We start from the raw sequence: 16,965 nt of genomic DNA on the forward strand, positions 1-16,965 counted from the left end.
AGAAAAGGCTATGCCTGTGTAATGTCATGATTTATAAATAAGTTGCATTAGGTATGACCTTTTCTCTGGTAAAAAGGGTATATCACTTCAGCTGAAAGCGTGAGGAGTAACTACGGCTCAAATTATTGTTGATTTATGACAATACAAATTGCTTTGCAGCTAGACAATCAAAAATATCCTGTGAGGTTCTATTTTAAGTTTTTGAACGGATGATTTTATGTCGATTGGTATATATTCAATGTGATAAATCATTTTTGATTCTTTGTTACTATTTTTTATTTCTGTCTATATGAGTGAGTGTAAATAAAGTGAATGATTCTCTGAAATTTAAAAAAAAGTTTATAACCTGTGTTCTTGGGTTTGGCATGTCATTAGCGGTTTATGCAGGGCGCAATAATGAGGCTAATGCATCACTCATCGAGCTTGTGCCATCTGGTTTTGAGAACATGCTCTATACTAACGGGTTGGCTGTCAATCTTATTTATCAAGGCGAAAGCATTGATGAATATAACATTCAATTTATTACTGCTGATAAATATACAGTAGATTTAACAAAGTTACTTAATCAATGGAAGGTAAAGCCAGCGTTAAAAACATATCTTATAACGAAGTTAGGAAAGGAGGGGCTCACACTTAATGAACTCATCTTGTATCCAGATGACAGTAGATGGTTATTTCGTTCGGTGCTAGATATTGAAGCATTAACTTTAACGATTGATATTAACCCAGATGCGCTGATAAACGGTGGAGCGAAGGAAAATACTTATTTTGATGATAGTTTTATAAAGGCTAGTGTTAATAGGTTATCATCAATTTTTAATTATAATCTTAATGTTGCACAGGATTTTTCATCCAACACCAATAATAACTCATCACTATATTTCGGCGTGGGCAATACAGTGAGCTTTGAGCAAACTAATATCACCAGTTCTTTTGGCTTTTCGTATGATGATGGCAATGGTTTTGATGCGATATTGAATCAAATTCGAATAGCCCATGATCTTAAAAGTAATTCACTGTCACTTGGTTATGGTGGTGGATTATTAGGTGCGGGTGCCTTATCTGGGCTAAACTTTGGCTATTCAGGCAGTGTGATCGCTGCCTCTTTATACTCAAATAGTCGACTATCAACCTCGAATGAAAGTGCCACACTGCATCCGGTTACACTGTTCTTTCCAGCGCAATCTACGGTGCGTGTTTACAAAGATAATAAGCTCATTAGTGTGCAAAACTTTAATGCAGGGATGTATGACTTAAGCACACAAGATTTTCCTGTTGGTATTTATAATGTGAAAATAGAGGTCTATCAAGGAAGTACGCATATTTCAACAGTAAATAAGCTCATTGAAAAACCATTTGTTATATCGGGACTAGATCCAGAATTGGGCTTTGCCTATGCGGTATGGGGAGGTGTTGCATCTTCGGCAACCGGAGGGGCATATTTTGACCGACCTTATTTAGGAGGGAGCATGAGTAAGGTGATGAACCGCTATATGCTTTCAAATATAGCAACCTATCAAGCAGGTAGTTTGACTGTGCTTGAACTAAATAACCAGTTTAAACTCCCTTGGTCACTCGTTGGTAATTTAAGTTTAGGTGTTGATAATAGCTTAGGCTATGGGTTGCAGGCTAGTTTAAATACATCTTTTCTCAATGGTTCTAATATTGGTATTTCATATAGTCAATATCAAAGTGAACTCCAAGAGTCTCCTTTTGCCGTAGGCCACGAGTCCGGTTCTATTGGTATCTCAGCGAATGTGGCGTTTGGACGTTTTGGTGATCTTTCAGGCTCAATCAATTATGATTTTATGAGTGATGTTTTCTATTATACGATGGGTTATAACTTGTCATTATTTAATCGATATGGTTTAAATATCAGTGGCTATGTCAATCTGAATTGGCAAAATACTCAACATTTTGGAAGTATGGTCATCGATGAATTTAATTACTCATTTGGTCTAAATTTATCATATACAATAGATCAAGTCGGTATCATTGGACTTAGTTCTCAATATACGCCAAAAAGCGAAACGTTTGCCAGTAATATTAACTACACACACAACGATACAAATAATGAGTTTATCTTTGATTCAATAAATATCGGCTATATGAAAAGCCCTGATTTAGGAATGATAAATTTAGGTGCAAACTTTAGTACTCAAATTATCTCAGGAAGCATTAATGCAACAGCGAGTGATCATTTAGAGGGTGCTGGTCAAAGTTTATCCGCTACTTTAAATGGTAGTATGGTATATGCACAAAATGCTGGTGTGGCGTTGAGTGAGTCGGCAGGTGAAGCAGGGCTTTTGTTTTATTTAGAGAGTCCAGAAGAGGTTAAGATGAGACTGATGGTGAATGATACGACGTATAATGTATCCTCTGGTGCGAACTTTATCTCACTTGCGCCATATCAAAGCTACGAAACCTATGTATTGCAGGCTACGATAAATGGTTCAAACTATGACTGGGATAATGCTAAAGAATCATTTGCACTTTATCCGGGGAATATCTATTCAGTGGTTAAAAAGATTCGTCGTGTCACGCAGGTTAGTGGGCAGTTAATCAGAAATCATCAGCCATATGCTTTTGGAAAGTTACAAAGCGATGACAGATTAAAGACATACAGTGATGAGAATGGCTATTTTTTACTAAGTATAGATAAAGAAAATCCATTATTAAACATATCTGGAGATGGCTTTAGTTGTGAAGTCTCCATTAAAGATAAGCTCAATGGTGATGCTGTTGTTAATGGTCAGTGGATTGGAGAAGTAGGATGTTAAATAAAGAGGTGCGTATGAAGTATGTTTGTTTTATCATTGTTTTTATCTTTTTGATGCTCAATGTTGAAAAGAGCTATTTGGCTGTACGGGTTGTTACGCCTGAGATTGTTGATACGCAGCACCCTGCCACGATTTATTTTTCTGAATCAATAGATGAAATTGTTAATATCTCAGGTCAAAGTCTGAGTATGCTAAGCAAGGCTGAACAAGCGCTAACAGAAAATGGTCGTTATGTGGTGTGGAAAAAGCAATACGTTAGTGCTTACCCACTATTAAAATCAGTACCAGACTTTTTTGGCAAAGATAAGATAAAGCAAGCACTAAAAACCAAAGCATTACAGAAAGTAAAGTTAAACGCGCGTTTTGGGTATGGTGCCCAGATTAAAGATCTGGATATTTTATTATTAGGTTATATTATGGAATTTTCCAGTACAGATCATTCATCGATTATGGTGGATATTGAAGAGCGCAGCTGTGTGTTATGGAAGCAGAGTCAGCAAGGAAAAATACAAGTTGCATTTAAAGCAGGCTGCGCATCTGAAAGTGCGATGATACATGGTGATAAAGGTTGGGAGAAGGGACTTAAAGGCATATATTTTGGTATGAGTACTGAGGGTGTAAAGCAGCTAAAGGGTGGGCAATGGCGTCTAGTCAGTGCAACTGTATCACCAAGGATATCATTGGCAGTAAAAAATATTATAAGTAAACATAATAAGGAACTAAGCGCTAAGTTAGCAGATGGTAAGAGTATGCAATTTAGTTTTCACTTTCCACCAAATAGTTTAACACTTAATATTCCATACTTTGCTACTTTGCAAACATTATCAGGTGAAAGCCAGCCACAGATAGAGTTAATCAATTCGTTAAATAATGAGGGAGACTACACGGCTAGCTTGTCTGGGAATCGGTTGTTGCATTTTAAAACCAATCAATCAATTATCGGTGTCAATATCTTGGTTGAATGTGATACAAAAATACAAGATGATGAAGAATTGTTGTGTGGCTTATACAATAAGGAAAAAGATGCTTATAACAAATTACTGCTAGAAGTAAATGAATGTGATTTTTTAGAGAGTTGTATAGCTGAGCAAGGGCTATGGCTTTCTCCACAAAAGGCAGCGAGATTAAAGGGTCTAGAGGAATCTTTTTTTGAGCTAAATCTGCTTGCTCCAGGTTTAGCTAAAAATGTCCCAGGAGACTATATAAGCACAGTCACGATTATGGCAAAGGCAGAGTTTTAATTTCAATAAACTTCAATATGTAACTGAACTTATGCACTTTAGAAAAACTATGACTTTATAAACACCCCGTCAGCCTACGGCTGCCACCCCTCTTGAAAAGATGGGAATTAGGCGACGGTAATCTTATATTCCATTCTTTCAAGAGGGGTGATTAAGCTTGCTAGATGGGGTGTCTATTTCTCACCTCTCCCCTTGCGGGAGAGGTCGTGCAGTATAAGCTGCGCGGATGAGGGGGAGCTTGCTGCTATGTGTAAATAGCGGTTAACAAGCAAATGATTTTAATAAAATCAAAAATGAGTATTATTTGATCTTGTCCGTATCTGGATTAAACCAGAGTTTGGTGATGGGATTTTCAATGATTTAATTAGCACAAGCTACAAAGGGGTAAATAATGAATAAAATGAAGAAACTGACTGCATTTATGTGTGTCTCATTAGGGATCTTAGGAGGTGTGTCAGCATCGGCTGCAGTGAAATGGGATACTGCGAAAGGTGGTAAGATAAGCCATGTTAATGCTACGCTCAATGCACTTTATGTCACAACGTCAGATGGTATTTCTATTTCGCAAGACGATGGGGCAAACTGGTCTGAAATAGCATTTTCTGATATATCAACGAGTGTTTACACGATAAACCATATAGCAAGTTTTCAGCAGAATATTTATGTGGCAACGAATGCAGGATTATTTGTATCAAGTGATTTTGGAGCTAACTGGAAATTATTTTCTGGACTTGGGAGTATTGGTATTTCACGCGTGCATGTTACTTCATCTGTTGATTTCTATGTTGTTACCAGTGTTGGTGGGGTTAAAATATCTAATGATGGTGGGGAGAATTGGAGATCGGTTGGATCACGTCAAGGGTTAGGTGATCAAGATATTATTGAGTACTACCCAGATGTGTTAAATAATCTCGAATATGTTTCATCTCAAGCCACGGGAAATGTATGGATTTGTTCCAATGGGAAGTTTTGTGAAAAAATGCTTAAAAAACCAAATGCTTTAATCAAGAGCTTTAGTGTGGATGTGAATGCCATATATGGGGCGAGCGATGGAGGGCTTTACGTATCAGAGTATCGCAAGTTAAAGCCAAATGAGAAATATGATATTGAATGGGTGAGAAAGGATACGACCAATGGTTTGCCTAGCAATTATATAACCAGTGTATTTGCTAAGAATGGTCAGGTTATTGTATCAACGGATGCCGGTGTTGCCATATCGAATAATTTAGGAAATAACTGGCAATATTATACTGAGGCTAATGGTCTAGGCAGCTCACAAATTAATGATGTTTCAATGCTGTCAGGTGTGGCATATGCGGCGACAGAAGATGGTCTATCTATATCTAGTGATGTATTAGAACGATTTGTTCAGTACAAGGATACACATTGCAAACTCGATCTCCAAACGGGCTTGATTTGGATAAATTCTAAGAATCAACAAAATTCTAGTCTTTCTAATAATTTTATTGGCAATTATTCGTATGTTATTAATTATAACTATGACCTAAGCTCTAACAAAGAAATATGCGGACTAACTGGGTGGCGGGTTTCTTCCAAAAATGCTATAAACAATTTAGTTTTAGGATGGGATGAAGGTCGTTACACAGGGATCAAAGATTATCTGGAGTCCAAAGGTTTTTTCAGATTGGGGAATATCGACCATATCGGTGCTCAATTTTTAGGCAGCCTAAATTCGTATTTTGACGTTGAGAGCGGTTATGTTAAGTATGAACGTTTACCGTTAATTACTTATATGCCCTTCAGTCAGGAAGGTGTGTGGTGGGATGGTAATGACTATATCGACACACAATGGTTACTGGCGAATGAAGTCAATATACCTGATAGTGTTCGCCCAATCGTAGCGATTGGCTCTACTCCAATAGAAATTGAGGAAGGTAAAAGTCTGAAAATTACAGGCTCTAAAGCTAAGTCAGCCAAAAAAGGTAGAATAATTGATTTATATTATTGGTCTAGCTCAAGTATCACTGGTGTAAACGATCTGAAAAATCAGATTGATGATCCTTTTCTTCTTGAACCTACTTTTACAGCACCTGCATATAGAATTAAATATGATAATGAGTATCGACTTACATTGAGTGCAACTGATAACTATGGAGTAGTTGGTAGAGACACAGTAACATTTAAGGTCATTCCAAATAATGATTTGTTAGAAGTTAGTGCTAATAATGGCAGGGAATTAACTAAAGGTGAGTTGGGTTCTTTAAAAGCAACAGCAAATGGAGGCAATGAGCCATATCAGTATTCATGGTCAAGTAATGATGGAATTGCAATAGTACACTCTAATGAGAGTCCAGGTGAGGCTAGTTTCATAGCGCCTGATTATAAAGAAGGTCAGAGTAATGAATATACTTTCACTGTAATGGTCACTGATGCAGTAGGCAGGAAGCAAACAAAAACAGTTGCTTATACTGTTACTGCAGATCCTGGACTTGCACCGATAGCTCATGCGGTGGAGATGGCATAAGCTGTGCGAGAGAGGGGCGTTTGCTGCTATGTGTAAATAGCGGTTAACAAGCAAATGATTTTAATAAAATCAAAAATGAGTATTATTTGATCTTGTCCGTATCTGGATTAAACCAGAGTTTGGTGATGAGATTTTCAATGATTTAAAGTTTGGTGATGAGATTTTCAATGATTTAATTAGCACAAGCTACAAAGGGGTAAATAATGAATAAAATGAAGAAACTGACTGCATTTATGTGTGTCTCATTAGGGATCTTAGGAGGTGTGTCAGCATCGGCTGCAGTGAAATGGGATACTGCGAAAGGTGGTAAGATAAGCCATGTTAATGCTACGCTCAATGCACTTTATGTCACAACGTCAGATGGTATTTCTATTTCGCAAGACGATGGGGCAAACTGGTCTGAAATAGCATTTTCTGATATATCAACGAGTGTTTACACGATAAACCATATAGCAAGTTTTCAGCAGAATATTTATGTGGCAACGAATGCAGGATTATTTGTATCAAGTGATTTTGGAGCTAACTGGAAATTATTTTCTGGACTTGGGAGTATTGGTATTTCACGCGTGCATGTTACTTCATCTGTTGATTTCTATGTTGTTACCAGTGTTGGTGGGGTTAAAATATCTAATGATGGTGGGGAGAATTGGAGATCGGTTGGATCACGTCAAGGGTTAGGTGATCAAGATATTATTGAGTACTACCCAGATGTGTTAAATAATCTCGAATATGTTTCATCTCAAGCCACGGGAAATGTATGGATTTGTTCCAATGGGAAGTTTTGTGAAAAAATGCTTAAAAAACCAAATGCTTTAATCAAGAGCTTTAGTGTGGATGTGAATGCCATATATGGGGCGAGCGATGGAGGGCTTTACGTATCAGAGTATCGCAAGTTAAAGCCAAATGAGAAATATGATATTGAATGGGTGAGAAAGGATACGACCAATGGTTTGCCTAGCAATTATATAACCAGTGTATTTGCTAAGAATGGTCAGGTTATTGTATCAACGGATGCCGGTGTTGCCATATCGAATAATTTAGGAAATAACTGGCAATATTATACTGAGGCTAATGGTCTAGGCAGCTCACAAATTAATGATGTTTCAATGCTGTCAGGTGTGGCATATGCGGCGACAGAAGATGGTCTATCTATATCTAGTGATGTATTAGAACGATTTGTTCAGTACAAGGATACACATTGCAAACTCGATCTCCAAACGGGCTTGATTTGGAGTGATTTTTATCATCATTCCCAAACTAATGATCATAAAACGAATATGGGCATATATTCAAGGGTCTATACATATAACTATGACCTAGGATCAAACGAAGAAATGTGCGGACTAACTGGGTGGCGGGTTTCTTCCAAAAATGCTATAAACAATTTAATTTTAGGATGGGATGAAGGTCGTTACATAGGGATCAAAGACTATCTGAAGTCCAAAGGTTTTTTCAGTTTGGGGAATGTCGACCTAGATAGTCAATTTTTAGGCAGTCTAAATTCGTATCTTGACGTTGAGAGTGGTTATATTAACTATGAAAATTTACCATTAATAACTTTGTTCACCTTACAGGAAGGTGTATGGATATTCAGTGATGAGAGTGATAGGAGTCATTGGTTACTGGCGAATGAAGTCAATGTACCTGATAGTGTTCGCCCAATCGTAGCGATAGGCTCTACTCCAATAGAAATTGAGGAAGGTAAAAGTCTGAAAATTACAGGCTCTAAAGCTAAGCCAGCCAAAAAAGGTAGAATAATTGATTTATATTATTGGTCTAGCTCAAGTATCACTGACTACAAGAAGCAAAAAAATCAGATTGATGATCCTTTTCTTCTTGAACCTACTTTTACAGCACCTGCATATAGTATTAAATATGATAATGAGTATCGACTTACATTGAGTGCAACTGATAACTATGGAGTAGTTGGTAGAGACACAGTAATATTTAAGGTTATTCCAAATAATGATTTGTTAGAAGTTAGTGCTGATAATGGCAGGGAATTAACTAAAGGTGAGTTGGGTTCTTTAAAAGCAACAGCAAATGGAGGCAATGAGCCATATCAGTATTCATGGTCAAGTAATGATGGAATTGCAATAGTACACTCTAATGAGAGTCCAGGTGAGGCTAGTTTCATAGCGCCTGATTATAAAGAAGGTCAGAGTAATGAATATACTTTCACTGTAATGGTCACTGATGCAGTAGGCAGGAAGCAAACAAAAACAGTTGCTTATACTGTTAGTGCAGATCCTGGACTTGCACCGATAGCTCATGCGGTGGAGATAGCATAAGCTGTGCGGATGAGGGGAGTTTGTTGCTATGTGTAAATAGCGGTTAACAAGCAAATGGTTTTAATAAAAGCAAAAATGAATATAATTCGATCATGTCCGTATCTGGATTAAACCAGAGTTTGGTGATGAGATTTTCAATGATTTAATTAGCACAAGCTGCAAAGGGGTAAATAATGAATAAAATGAAGAAACTGACTGCATTTATGTGTGTCTCACTAGGGATCTTAGGAGGTGTGTCAGCATCGGCTGCAGTGAAATGGGATACTGCGAAAGGTGGTAAGATAAGCCATGTTAATGCTACGCTCAATGCACTTTATGTCACAACGCCAGATGGTATTTCTATTTCGCAAGACGATGGGTCAAACTGGTCTGAAATAGCATTTTCTGATATATCAACGAGTGTTTACACGATAAACCATATAGCAAGTTTTCAGCAGAATATATATGTGGCAACGAATGCAGGATTATTTGTATCAAGTGATTTTGGAGCTAGCTGGAAATTATTTTCTCAACTTGGGAGTATTGGTATTTCACGCGTGCATGTTACTTCATCTGTTGATTTCTATGTTGTTACCAGTGTTGGTGGGGTTAAAATATCTAATGATGGTGGGGAGAGTTGGAGATCGGTTGGATTCCGTCAAGGGTTAAAGGATAAAGATATTATTGAGTATTACCGAGATGTGTTAAATAATCTCGAATATGCTTCATCTCAAGTCTCGGAAGAAGTAACGGTTTGTCGCGAAGGGAGGGATTGTAAAAAAATGGGTAGACAACCAAATGCTTTAATCAAGAGCTTTAGTGGGGATACAGATATCTTATATGGGGCGAGCGCTACTGGGCTATACGTATTCGATAATCGTAAATTAGAAGCAGATAAAGAAGGTGCTGATGGATGGGTGCGAAAGGATACGATCAATGGTCTGCCTAGCAATTATATTACCAGTGTATTTGCTAAGAATGGTCAGGTTATTGTGGCAACGGATGCAGGTGTTGCATTATCGAGTGATTTAGGAAATAACTGGAAATATCACAATGCTGATAATGGTCTGGGAAGTTCTAAGGTTAACGATATAGCGATACTATCAGATGTGGTATATGCTGCGACAGAAGGTGGTCTATCTATATCTAGTGAGGCAACAGATCGATTTGTGCAGTACAAGGATACAGATTGCTTACTCGATACCCAAACCGACTTGATCTGGCATAAAAATGGTTCTTTATATGCAGGAAACTGGATAGATGCAATGACTAAGTTTCCATATGATGCAAGCTCTAGTGAGAGTGTTTGTGGGCTAACTGGATGGCGGTTACCTGCAAAAGTTGCTTTAAGTCAGTTAATTTTAGGATGGAAAGATGGAGGTTATAAAGAGCCAAATACCTATCTGGAGTCCCAAGGTTTTATTGATTTAGCTGAGTATTTTTGGAGCGCTACTGAGAGTGAAAATCCTAATAATGCTGAAGTCTTAAATATGATGACAGGTGATTGGCGATCATATGATAAGCTTACGCCTTATGCTTACTTGCCGATAAATGATAGCAACGTACTAGAGAGCAGTCGCCCAACAGTAGTGATAGGTTCTGTATCAGAAATTGAAGAAGGTAAAAGTGAGCAAATTAAGGGCTCTAAGATTACAGCTGCTAAGGGTAAAAAAATTGAATCAGTCTTGTGGACAGGCAATGGAGATGAAACTCTTGATGATGTCAACAGTATTGAACCGACCATTAAGGCTCCTGCATACCAAGTTAATGGTGGGAATGAGTATCGTCTTACATTGGTCGCAACCGATAACCATGGCGTAACTGGTAAAGATACAACAAGCTATAGGGTCACTCCAAATAATGATTTGTTAGCGATCAATTTTGATGAAGGTGGGGAGCTAATTGAGGGTGAAGTTGGTGCTTTAAAAGTTTCGGCAAGTGGTGGGGATGAACCTTATCAATATTCATGGTCAAGTAATGATGGAATTGCAATAGTACACTCTGATGAGAGTGCAGGTGAAGCTAGTTTCATAGCACCTGATTATAAAGAAGGTCAGAGTAATGAATATATTTTCACTGCAATGGTCACTGATGCAGCGCAAAGGAAACAAACAGCGAGAACCACTTATAGAGTGACTCAAAAAAGTGTAGAAAGCTTGGTGGTGAATGCGGGCGTTGGAGGCAAAGTGCTACAGGGTACTGAAGTTCAGCTTTCTGTGACAGTGAAAAATGGTCAAGAGCCATATACTTATGAATGGACAAATGAGCAAGGTATAAAGATTAATAATGCTGATCAGGCGCAAGCTAGCTTTACAGCACCTGAGTATCAAGAAACTAACAATACCTACGAATTTAGAGTACTGGTAACGGATGATTTAGGTAATACAGCTACTGCGAGTGTAAGCTATGAAGTTGAAAATCGTAAGTTGAGATTCTCAATAATGGAGAATCCTATAGATTCAGAGGACTGTTTTAGTGACAAAGAAACTGGAGATGTATGGTATTCAAAATGGATAAAAGATCCAGCGCTTGATCCTAGCAATAGTAGATTCCCTGGTATGGCTGACTATGAAGCAGCTGTGGAATATTTAAATGAGAATGAAATATGTGGCTGGAAAGGTTGGACTATTCCCTCAATGGATCAGGTTGATGAGTTGATTTCTGGTTGGAATAAGTCAGGTGCTTGCGGCAGTGATCTAGGTTGTTCTTCTCCTATCAGTTACTTTAAGTGGGAAGGTTTTAGCATCGAGGCGAAAGAATCTAAGTTAGATCAGCCAATCATTTGGACATCAGATAAATATAACTCATATAACATGTGGGTAGTTGACCTATATCAGGTTAAAAAAGGTAAAGGTAATTTAGGCGGTCTTTCATACGTAATGGCGGTTAGGAAGGGAGGTTCCTACTAATATTGTCAGTTCTGGGAGATAAATAATTGTGAAAAAATTAATATTATTGATATTGTCTTTATCCTGTATAGCACAAGTGCAGGCTACCAGTAGTTATCTAACATCCCCAACTATAGAAGTCAGAGTAGTGAATACCGATTATAAAATTATTTCAACTAAAGCAGATAACCCGAATCTAAATGAAATCTATGTTAATAAGATGTTTAATACATATAAACCCAAAATTGAAATATGTGGTAAAGATTTTAAAAAAAATCATGCATATGCAATTTATTATGACTTGGGTCGTGTTTATTCAAGTGATACACAATGGGATGATGGATTAGTAATTATAACATACGATAAACCTTGTGTTACAACAGAACACAATATATCGGAGAAGGGCGATCAAGAAAGATTCAAGCTTAATGAAATTAATCCTTTAGATATAAAAGAGTTAATTTTATATAAGCAGCTCTTAGTATGAAGCTTTAAGAATCGAATTTCAGGCAGGGGGTATCCTTTCATTTTGCAGCAATTTTTTAAAGTTGATGTGGCGATAACTTTTTAAGTTTAAGGTAGCGGCTTATTTAAGCTGCAAATCGCTGATTGAGTAGGTCCTGTTTTTTATAATCGGCATCGATGTAACATCTAAAGACGTTCATTTTATGCCCCATGACGATATCAAGCCAATGATCATGCTTAACGCCAGTGCAGACTGATCTACCCCGTCAATAGATCATATGTAAATCATTGTTTATAATTAGTGGGTGTCATATTATTAGAATTTGCTTTAGTATAATTTGCTACTTCTAGCTACTAAGGGATTAGATTATGCGACTTAATATTTTAGTTTATTCTGTTTTTTTTGCTTATAAGTTAGCATTTTCATTATCGTATGAATTGCCAAGCTATGATTTGGAGCCAATTACTCCCAAGACATGGCAGCAAGTAGCGCTTAAATATTCAGATATTATAAATGGTAAAAAATATCCCGCAGAGATTAAGCTGCTGCGTCCAATTAAGTGGTTAAAGTACAATGGCATTGATCAGGTAGGTAACAAAGCTGTGTTTTCCTTGCCTGAATTTGGCGTTGAATCTGCTGAGGTTGAAGTAATTAGTGTATTGCCAACGACAGTAGATACATCCAGAGTTAATTGGTCGGTAGAAAAATCAAGACCTGTTATAGGTAAGTTCAAGCGTTATGCAGAAGATGTTAGGACGTATATGTTTCAAGATATGCAAGGTAATGTTGAGGAAATCAATGCCACACCTAATCATCCATTTTATGTGAAAAATAAGGGTGAGTTTATTGCGATTGATGACGTTACTACTAGCGATGAGTTGATTGATCAGCTAGGTAAATCGGTCAAATTAGTTTGTCCGATAGGTAAAAATAGTAGTTGTGGTCAGAAATATAATGACACGTTAAGTCCTGTTGAGGTTTACAACTTAGAGGTGTATAGGAAGCATGTTTATTATGTTGGTAAAAACAGTAATATATTAACTCACAATGGATGTTTTGGATCATCTGATAAAGCTGCAGACTTTTTAGATGGTTTTGAATTTAGCAGGGATTCTGAGTTTTTATATAGAATAGATGGGCGCAAACCAACAACGATATTAAAGGATGGTTTTAATGGCTCAAATAATAGAGTTCCAAATAAAGTATATGGCAACAAAACGGTATTCACTTCGACTGACCCTGTTCGTGGGTCAAAAGAGTACCTTGCTTTTGCGATGAGCAATGATTCTCAATTTAGCATACGAGGTAGAGTTAGATCGGGAGGTTCGATGTATTTATATGGGATTCTTTCTGAAGGCTTGGAACGCACTCCATCTCCTAGGTATGGCTATGAAAGATATGTTAGGGGACCTATTGATGCTCAAAGAATTGTTTACCTAGGAAAGTATAACAGTAGTAAGGCTTGGGATTTTACGTTTACACCATCTGGTTTTTTAAAAGAACATGAGGCAATTTTTAATGTATGGAATGGAGGCTCTCTAACTACAACACAGTGGTAACAAGAGTTAATTAGAGGGGATTTTTTCAAAGCAAGAATTACTTTGTTCAAATGATCACCAAACATCAATGATGATACCAACGTTCAATTGTTCGTGGTGATATCTGTGTTTTGCGACTATTTGGTACATTAAAGTGCAATTGCGATTGTGCATTAATCAATGCTTTGACACCTGCTGCGCAGAATGATTTCTGAGCGGTATGCTCGATTCGATAAAGTTTCCATTATGCGATATATTTTAAATATTGTTGTCATGTAAATTATGGTTAACTATTCGTCTATTTATACTAGTAAACCTATTTTAGATAATGCTCTCGTTGGTTAGTAAGTTTTTTTAGGTGATTTTGATGAAAGGAATCTTTAGTTTTCTATTTATTTGGCTTTGCTTTATGGTCAGTTCATGTGGTGGATCAAGTGGTGAGAATGATTCACTCACTAATGATGGGCTAACGTTAAATATTAATGCTCCACAAGTAATGGGGCTTGGGAAGGAAATGAGTGTGTTTGTAGAGTTAAGCTCATCAAGTCAAGCCTCATTAGGTTTTAGTAATCAGCGTTACACTATCAGTATAATAGATCAAAATGCTGATAATCCTATCGTTTGTACGCCAGAAGCTCTTCAAGTTTCTGTAAATATGTCCCCACAAGCATTTGCTTGCGTTAATAATGCTCAAGATTTCATGGCTGATGAAACACATGTAATGTCTATTGTTGTTATCGACGGTTCTGGTGCCGTTATATCAACTGAGTCGCAGACAATTATACTTTCTAAGTTTGAGCCAATTGTGCCAAGCACTGGAAATAATAACTTACCCAGTAATGTAACTCTCGGTAAAAAATATCCGGTTATCTTTAACTTTGTTAATACTAATCCAAACTACTCCATGACAGATGTCACGACTAAAGCACACGTTCCAGATGGCTTTATTGAGGAAGAGAACACCTGTGTTGGTGAAATTAAACCCTTATCAGGTTGCCAGATCATCGGTAGCTTGATAGCTGAAGAAATCGGCTCCATTCATTTAGGTTATGAGCTTCTTTACAATGAAGGGCAGCCAATTGCTTCAAACTTGGTAACCTATGTTACATCTGTTTCCGTGATAGGGCGAATTTTACAAGATTTGCCAAGCAATCTTGAGAAAGATACAGCTTATCAATATAGTATCTTGTTTAGTAATAGTAGCCAAGCCGCAGATGCAAAAGCAAATGCCATTGTTGTGAATAGTCAATTGCCTTTAGGCTTTGTTGAAACATCAAATACGTGCAGCTTAATTAACGTATTAAATCCAGGTCAATCTTGTCAGATTAATGGTTGGTTTAAGGCAAATATTGATAAGGGTAGTATTAGCGTTAAATATACGCTTTCTTATGATGAGGGCTCTGATGTAGACTTGGTCACAAACGCAAATATTACTGATGTTGTGATTGTCGGGGCATTGCTACAAGGCTTGCCAATTAATATTGAAAAGGATATTACTGATCCTTTGCCTGTGGGTGTATCTTTTGTTAATACAAATGATGTTTTAGCCGCAACAGGAGTGGTTTTAATTAAAAGTCTTCCTGATGGTTATACTGAACTAAGTAACACCTGTAACATCAATGAATTATCACCTCTTCAATCATGTCAGATAATTGGCGAGTATTTGCCAAAGGCTCAAGGATTGAATACAGTCAGTTATGCTATGGCATATAATCAGGGGCAAGCCGTACAGGTCAGCACCGCATCTCAGGTTGCTGATATAAACATCATAGGCAAAGTGCTAATAAGTCTTCCTGAGAATATTGCAGTAGGTGTTGAGTATCCTGTAAGTTTTGAATTTGAGAATCAAAGTGATCAGTTTGAGGCAACTGAGGTTAACGTCATTTTAAATTTGCCATCTGGTTTTCAGTTACAACAAAATACTTGTAATGCAAACGAGCTAGCGGCATTAGCTAAATGTCATGTAAGTGGTAAATTGGTTGCAAATAGTGATGGAAGCATTAGTGCTTCTGTCAATTTATCATATAAAGAAGGAGTTGATATTCTGTTAAGCACTACTGCAACTGCTACTACAATTATTGTTACCGGTAGCGTTAGTAATGGATTGCCTGATGAGATTTTATTAACTCAATCGTATCCTTTGACTTTTGAGTTTACCAATACTAATGATCTTTTACCTGCCTCCAGTATGAATTTATTACCAATATCAATGGCAAATGGAGCGTTTGTTGAGCAACAAAATAGCTGTATATCTGATACGTTAATGCCTCAGGCTTCATGTGGCATAAGTGGCATTTTTACCCCCAAAGAACAAGGTAATTTTTCGATAGTATATCGTTTAAGTTATGCAGAGGGCGCTAATGTTGAGGTAAGTGAAACAGTAGATGTGAAACTGCGGACTATCATTGTTAGTCATTTTAACCAAGCGAATTTTAGTCAATGTTATATCCAACAGAGTAGTAATGATTTTTATGGTTGTAACATTATATCAGGTGTTGTTACTAATGGGTTTAGGTTTATATTTGATCAAGCAAATGTCTATCTTCTAGAGCTTGGCAATACAAATATAAGAAGTTGTCAATATGCTGGGCTAGGTGATATTGAAGGTTGTGTAACGTTAAATACAATAGGTGTTACGTTTGATCAGCCTAGCGATGTTTTAATAATAAATGATAAGGTTTATATAAGTGACGTAAACGCCAATAAGATTTTTAGCTGCACTATTGATCCGTCTGGTCAGTTTACATCATGTGTTGAAAATAACTCTGTCAAAAACTATTTTTCTGAACCTTTATCGCTGACATATGATAAAAATAATCAGCGTTTGTATGTTGCGAATTCGAATACTAGTGCTTTTTCTTCGGCTGCTAGAAGTATTGCTGTTTGCGAATTAGATCTTGTCCTTGGTCGGATAGTAAGCTGTATGAAGGCAAGTCAAGGGATGAGTCTGTCCAAAGTTGTAAGTGTTAAGTTTAATAGTAGCTTAGGATATTTGTATTTTGCAGATATGGATGCTGGGGTGGTAAAAAAGTGTGAGGTCAATTCAAGTAATGGGCAGTTACAAAATTGTATCGATGTGCTCACTGCTCAAAATGGTATCTTTGATCTTGAGTTTAACAAACATGGCAATCAAGTTTTTCTAGCTAATCCATATACAGCAACCTTGCAAAGATGCGATGTAGATATTGATGGTGGCTTTATAAATTGTCAAACAAAGCTTTCATCAGTTGATCAATTGAGTCAACCGATGAGTGTGTCTTTATATGGTTTATAAGGTGCTTTAAAAATGCGGAGTTA

Annotated in this window: 8 protein-coding genes; all 8 read left to right on the plus strand. The window is 37.1% G+C overall.

Features of this window, described 5'->3' with window-relative positions; genetic code table 11:
* Positions 1-365: 365 nt before the first annotated feature.
* The 8 genes from NYP54_RS09620 to NYP54_RS09655 all read left to right on the plus strand — a co-directional run bounded on the left by NYP54_RS09620 (position 366) and on the right by NYP54_RS09655 (position 16,942).
* Entirely contained in the window at positions 366-2,780 is a 2,415-nt protein-coding gene (locus tag NYP54_RS09620; protein WP_283156323.1) for a TcfC E-set like domain-containing protein, read from the plus strand.
* Positions 2,774-4,021, plus strand: a complete 1,248-nt coding sequence (locus NYP54_RS09625) for a hypothetical protein (protein ID WP_283156324.1) — start codon at positions 2,774-2,776, stop codon at positions 4,019-4,021. Before NYP54_RS09620 ends, NYP54_RS09625 begins: the two co-directional genes overlap by 7 nt.
* A 391-nt stretch (positions 4,022-4,412) precedes the next feature.
* A complete protein-coding gene (locus NYP54_RS09630) occupies positions 4,413-6,506 on the plus strand; it encodes a hypothetical protein (RefSeq protein ID WP_283156325.1) in 2,094 nt (697 codons plus the stop codon).
* 203 nt (positions 6,507-6,709) lie between these two features.
* Entirely contained in the window at positions 6,710-8,797 is a 2,088-nt protein-coding gene (locus NYP54_RS09635; RefSeq protein WP_283156326.1) for a hypothetical protein, read from the plus strand.
* A 173-nt stretch (positions 8,798-8,970) separates the two neighbouring features.
* Positions 8,971-11,685 carry a hypothetical protein gene (locus NYP54_RS09640; protein WP_283156327.1) on the plus strand — a complete coding sequence of 905 codons (2,715 nt, stop codon included), beginning with the start codon at positions 8,971-8,973 and terminating at the stop codon, positions 11,683-11,685.
* 28 nt (positions 11,686-11,713) lie between these two features.
* Positions 11,714-12,151: a hypothetical protein gene (locus NYP54_RS09645; RefSeq protein ID WP_283156328.1), complete on the plus strand. Its 438-nt coding sequence runs from the start codon at positions 11,714-11,716 to the stop codon at positions 12,149-12,151.
* A 347-nt stretch (positions 12,152-12,498) separates the two neighbouring features.
* The gene (locus NYP54_RS09650) at positions 12,499-13,689 is read left to right on the plus strand and encodes a polymorphic toxin-type HINT domain-containing protein (RefSeq protein ID WP_283156329.1); all 1,191 of its coding nucleotides are present in this window, start codon (positions 12,499-12,501) and stop codon (positions 13,687-13,689) included.
* 346 nt (positions 13,690-14,035) lie between these two features.
* Positions 14,036-16,942, plus strand: coding sequence for a hypothetical protein (locus tag NYP54_RS09655; RefSeq protein WP_283156330.1), 2,907 nt, complete (start codon positions 14,036-14,038; stop codon positions 16,940-16,942).
* Positions 16,943-16,965: the final 23 nt, after the last annotated feature.

The organism is Cysteiniphilum sp. QT6929 (assembly GCF_030035755.1).
Classification (GTDB): Bacteria; Pseudomonadota; Gammaproteobacteria; order Francisellales; family Francisellaceae; genus Caedibacter; species Caedibacter litoralis.

Coding starts and splice junctions, on each gene's coding strand:
- NYP54_RS09655 (WP_283156330.1), top strand. CDS start 14,036: ATGAAAGGAATCTTTAGTTTTCTATTTATTTGGCTTTGCTTTATGGTC.
- NYP54_RS09635 (WP_283156326.1), top strand. CDS start 6,710: ATGAATAAAATGAAGAAACTGACTGCATTTATGTGTGTCTCATTAGGG.
- NYP54_RS09620 (WP_283156323.1), top strand. CDS start 366: ATGTCATTAGCGGTTTATGCAGGGCGCAATAATGAGGCTAATGCATCA.
- NYP54_RS09625 (WP_283156324.1), top strand. CDS start 2,774: ATGTTAAATAAAGAGGTGCGTATGAAGTATGTTTGTTTTATCATTGTT.
- NYP54_RS09630 (WP_283156325.1), top strand. CDS start 4,413: ATGAATAAAATGAAGAAACTGACTGCATTTATGTGTGTCTCATTAGGG.
- NYP54_RS09650 (WP_283156329.1), top strand. CDS start 12,499: ATGCGACTTAATATTTTAGTTTATTCTGTTTTTTTTGCTTATAAGTTA.
- NYP54_RS09640 (WP_283156327.1), top strand. CDS start 8,971: ATGAATAAAATGAAGAAACTGACTGCATTTATGTGTGTCTCACTAGGG.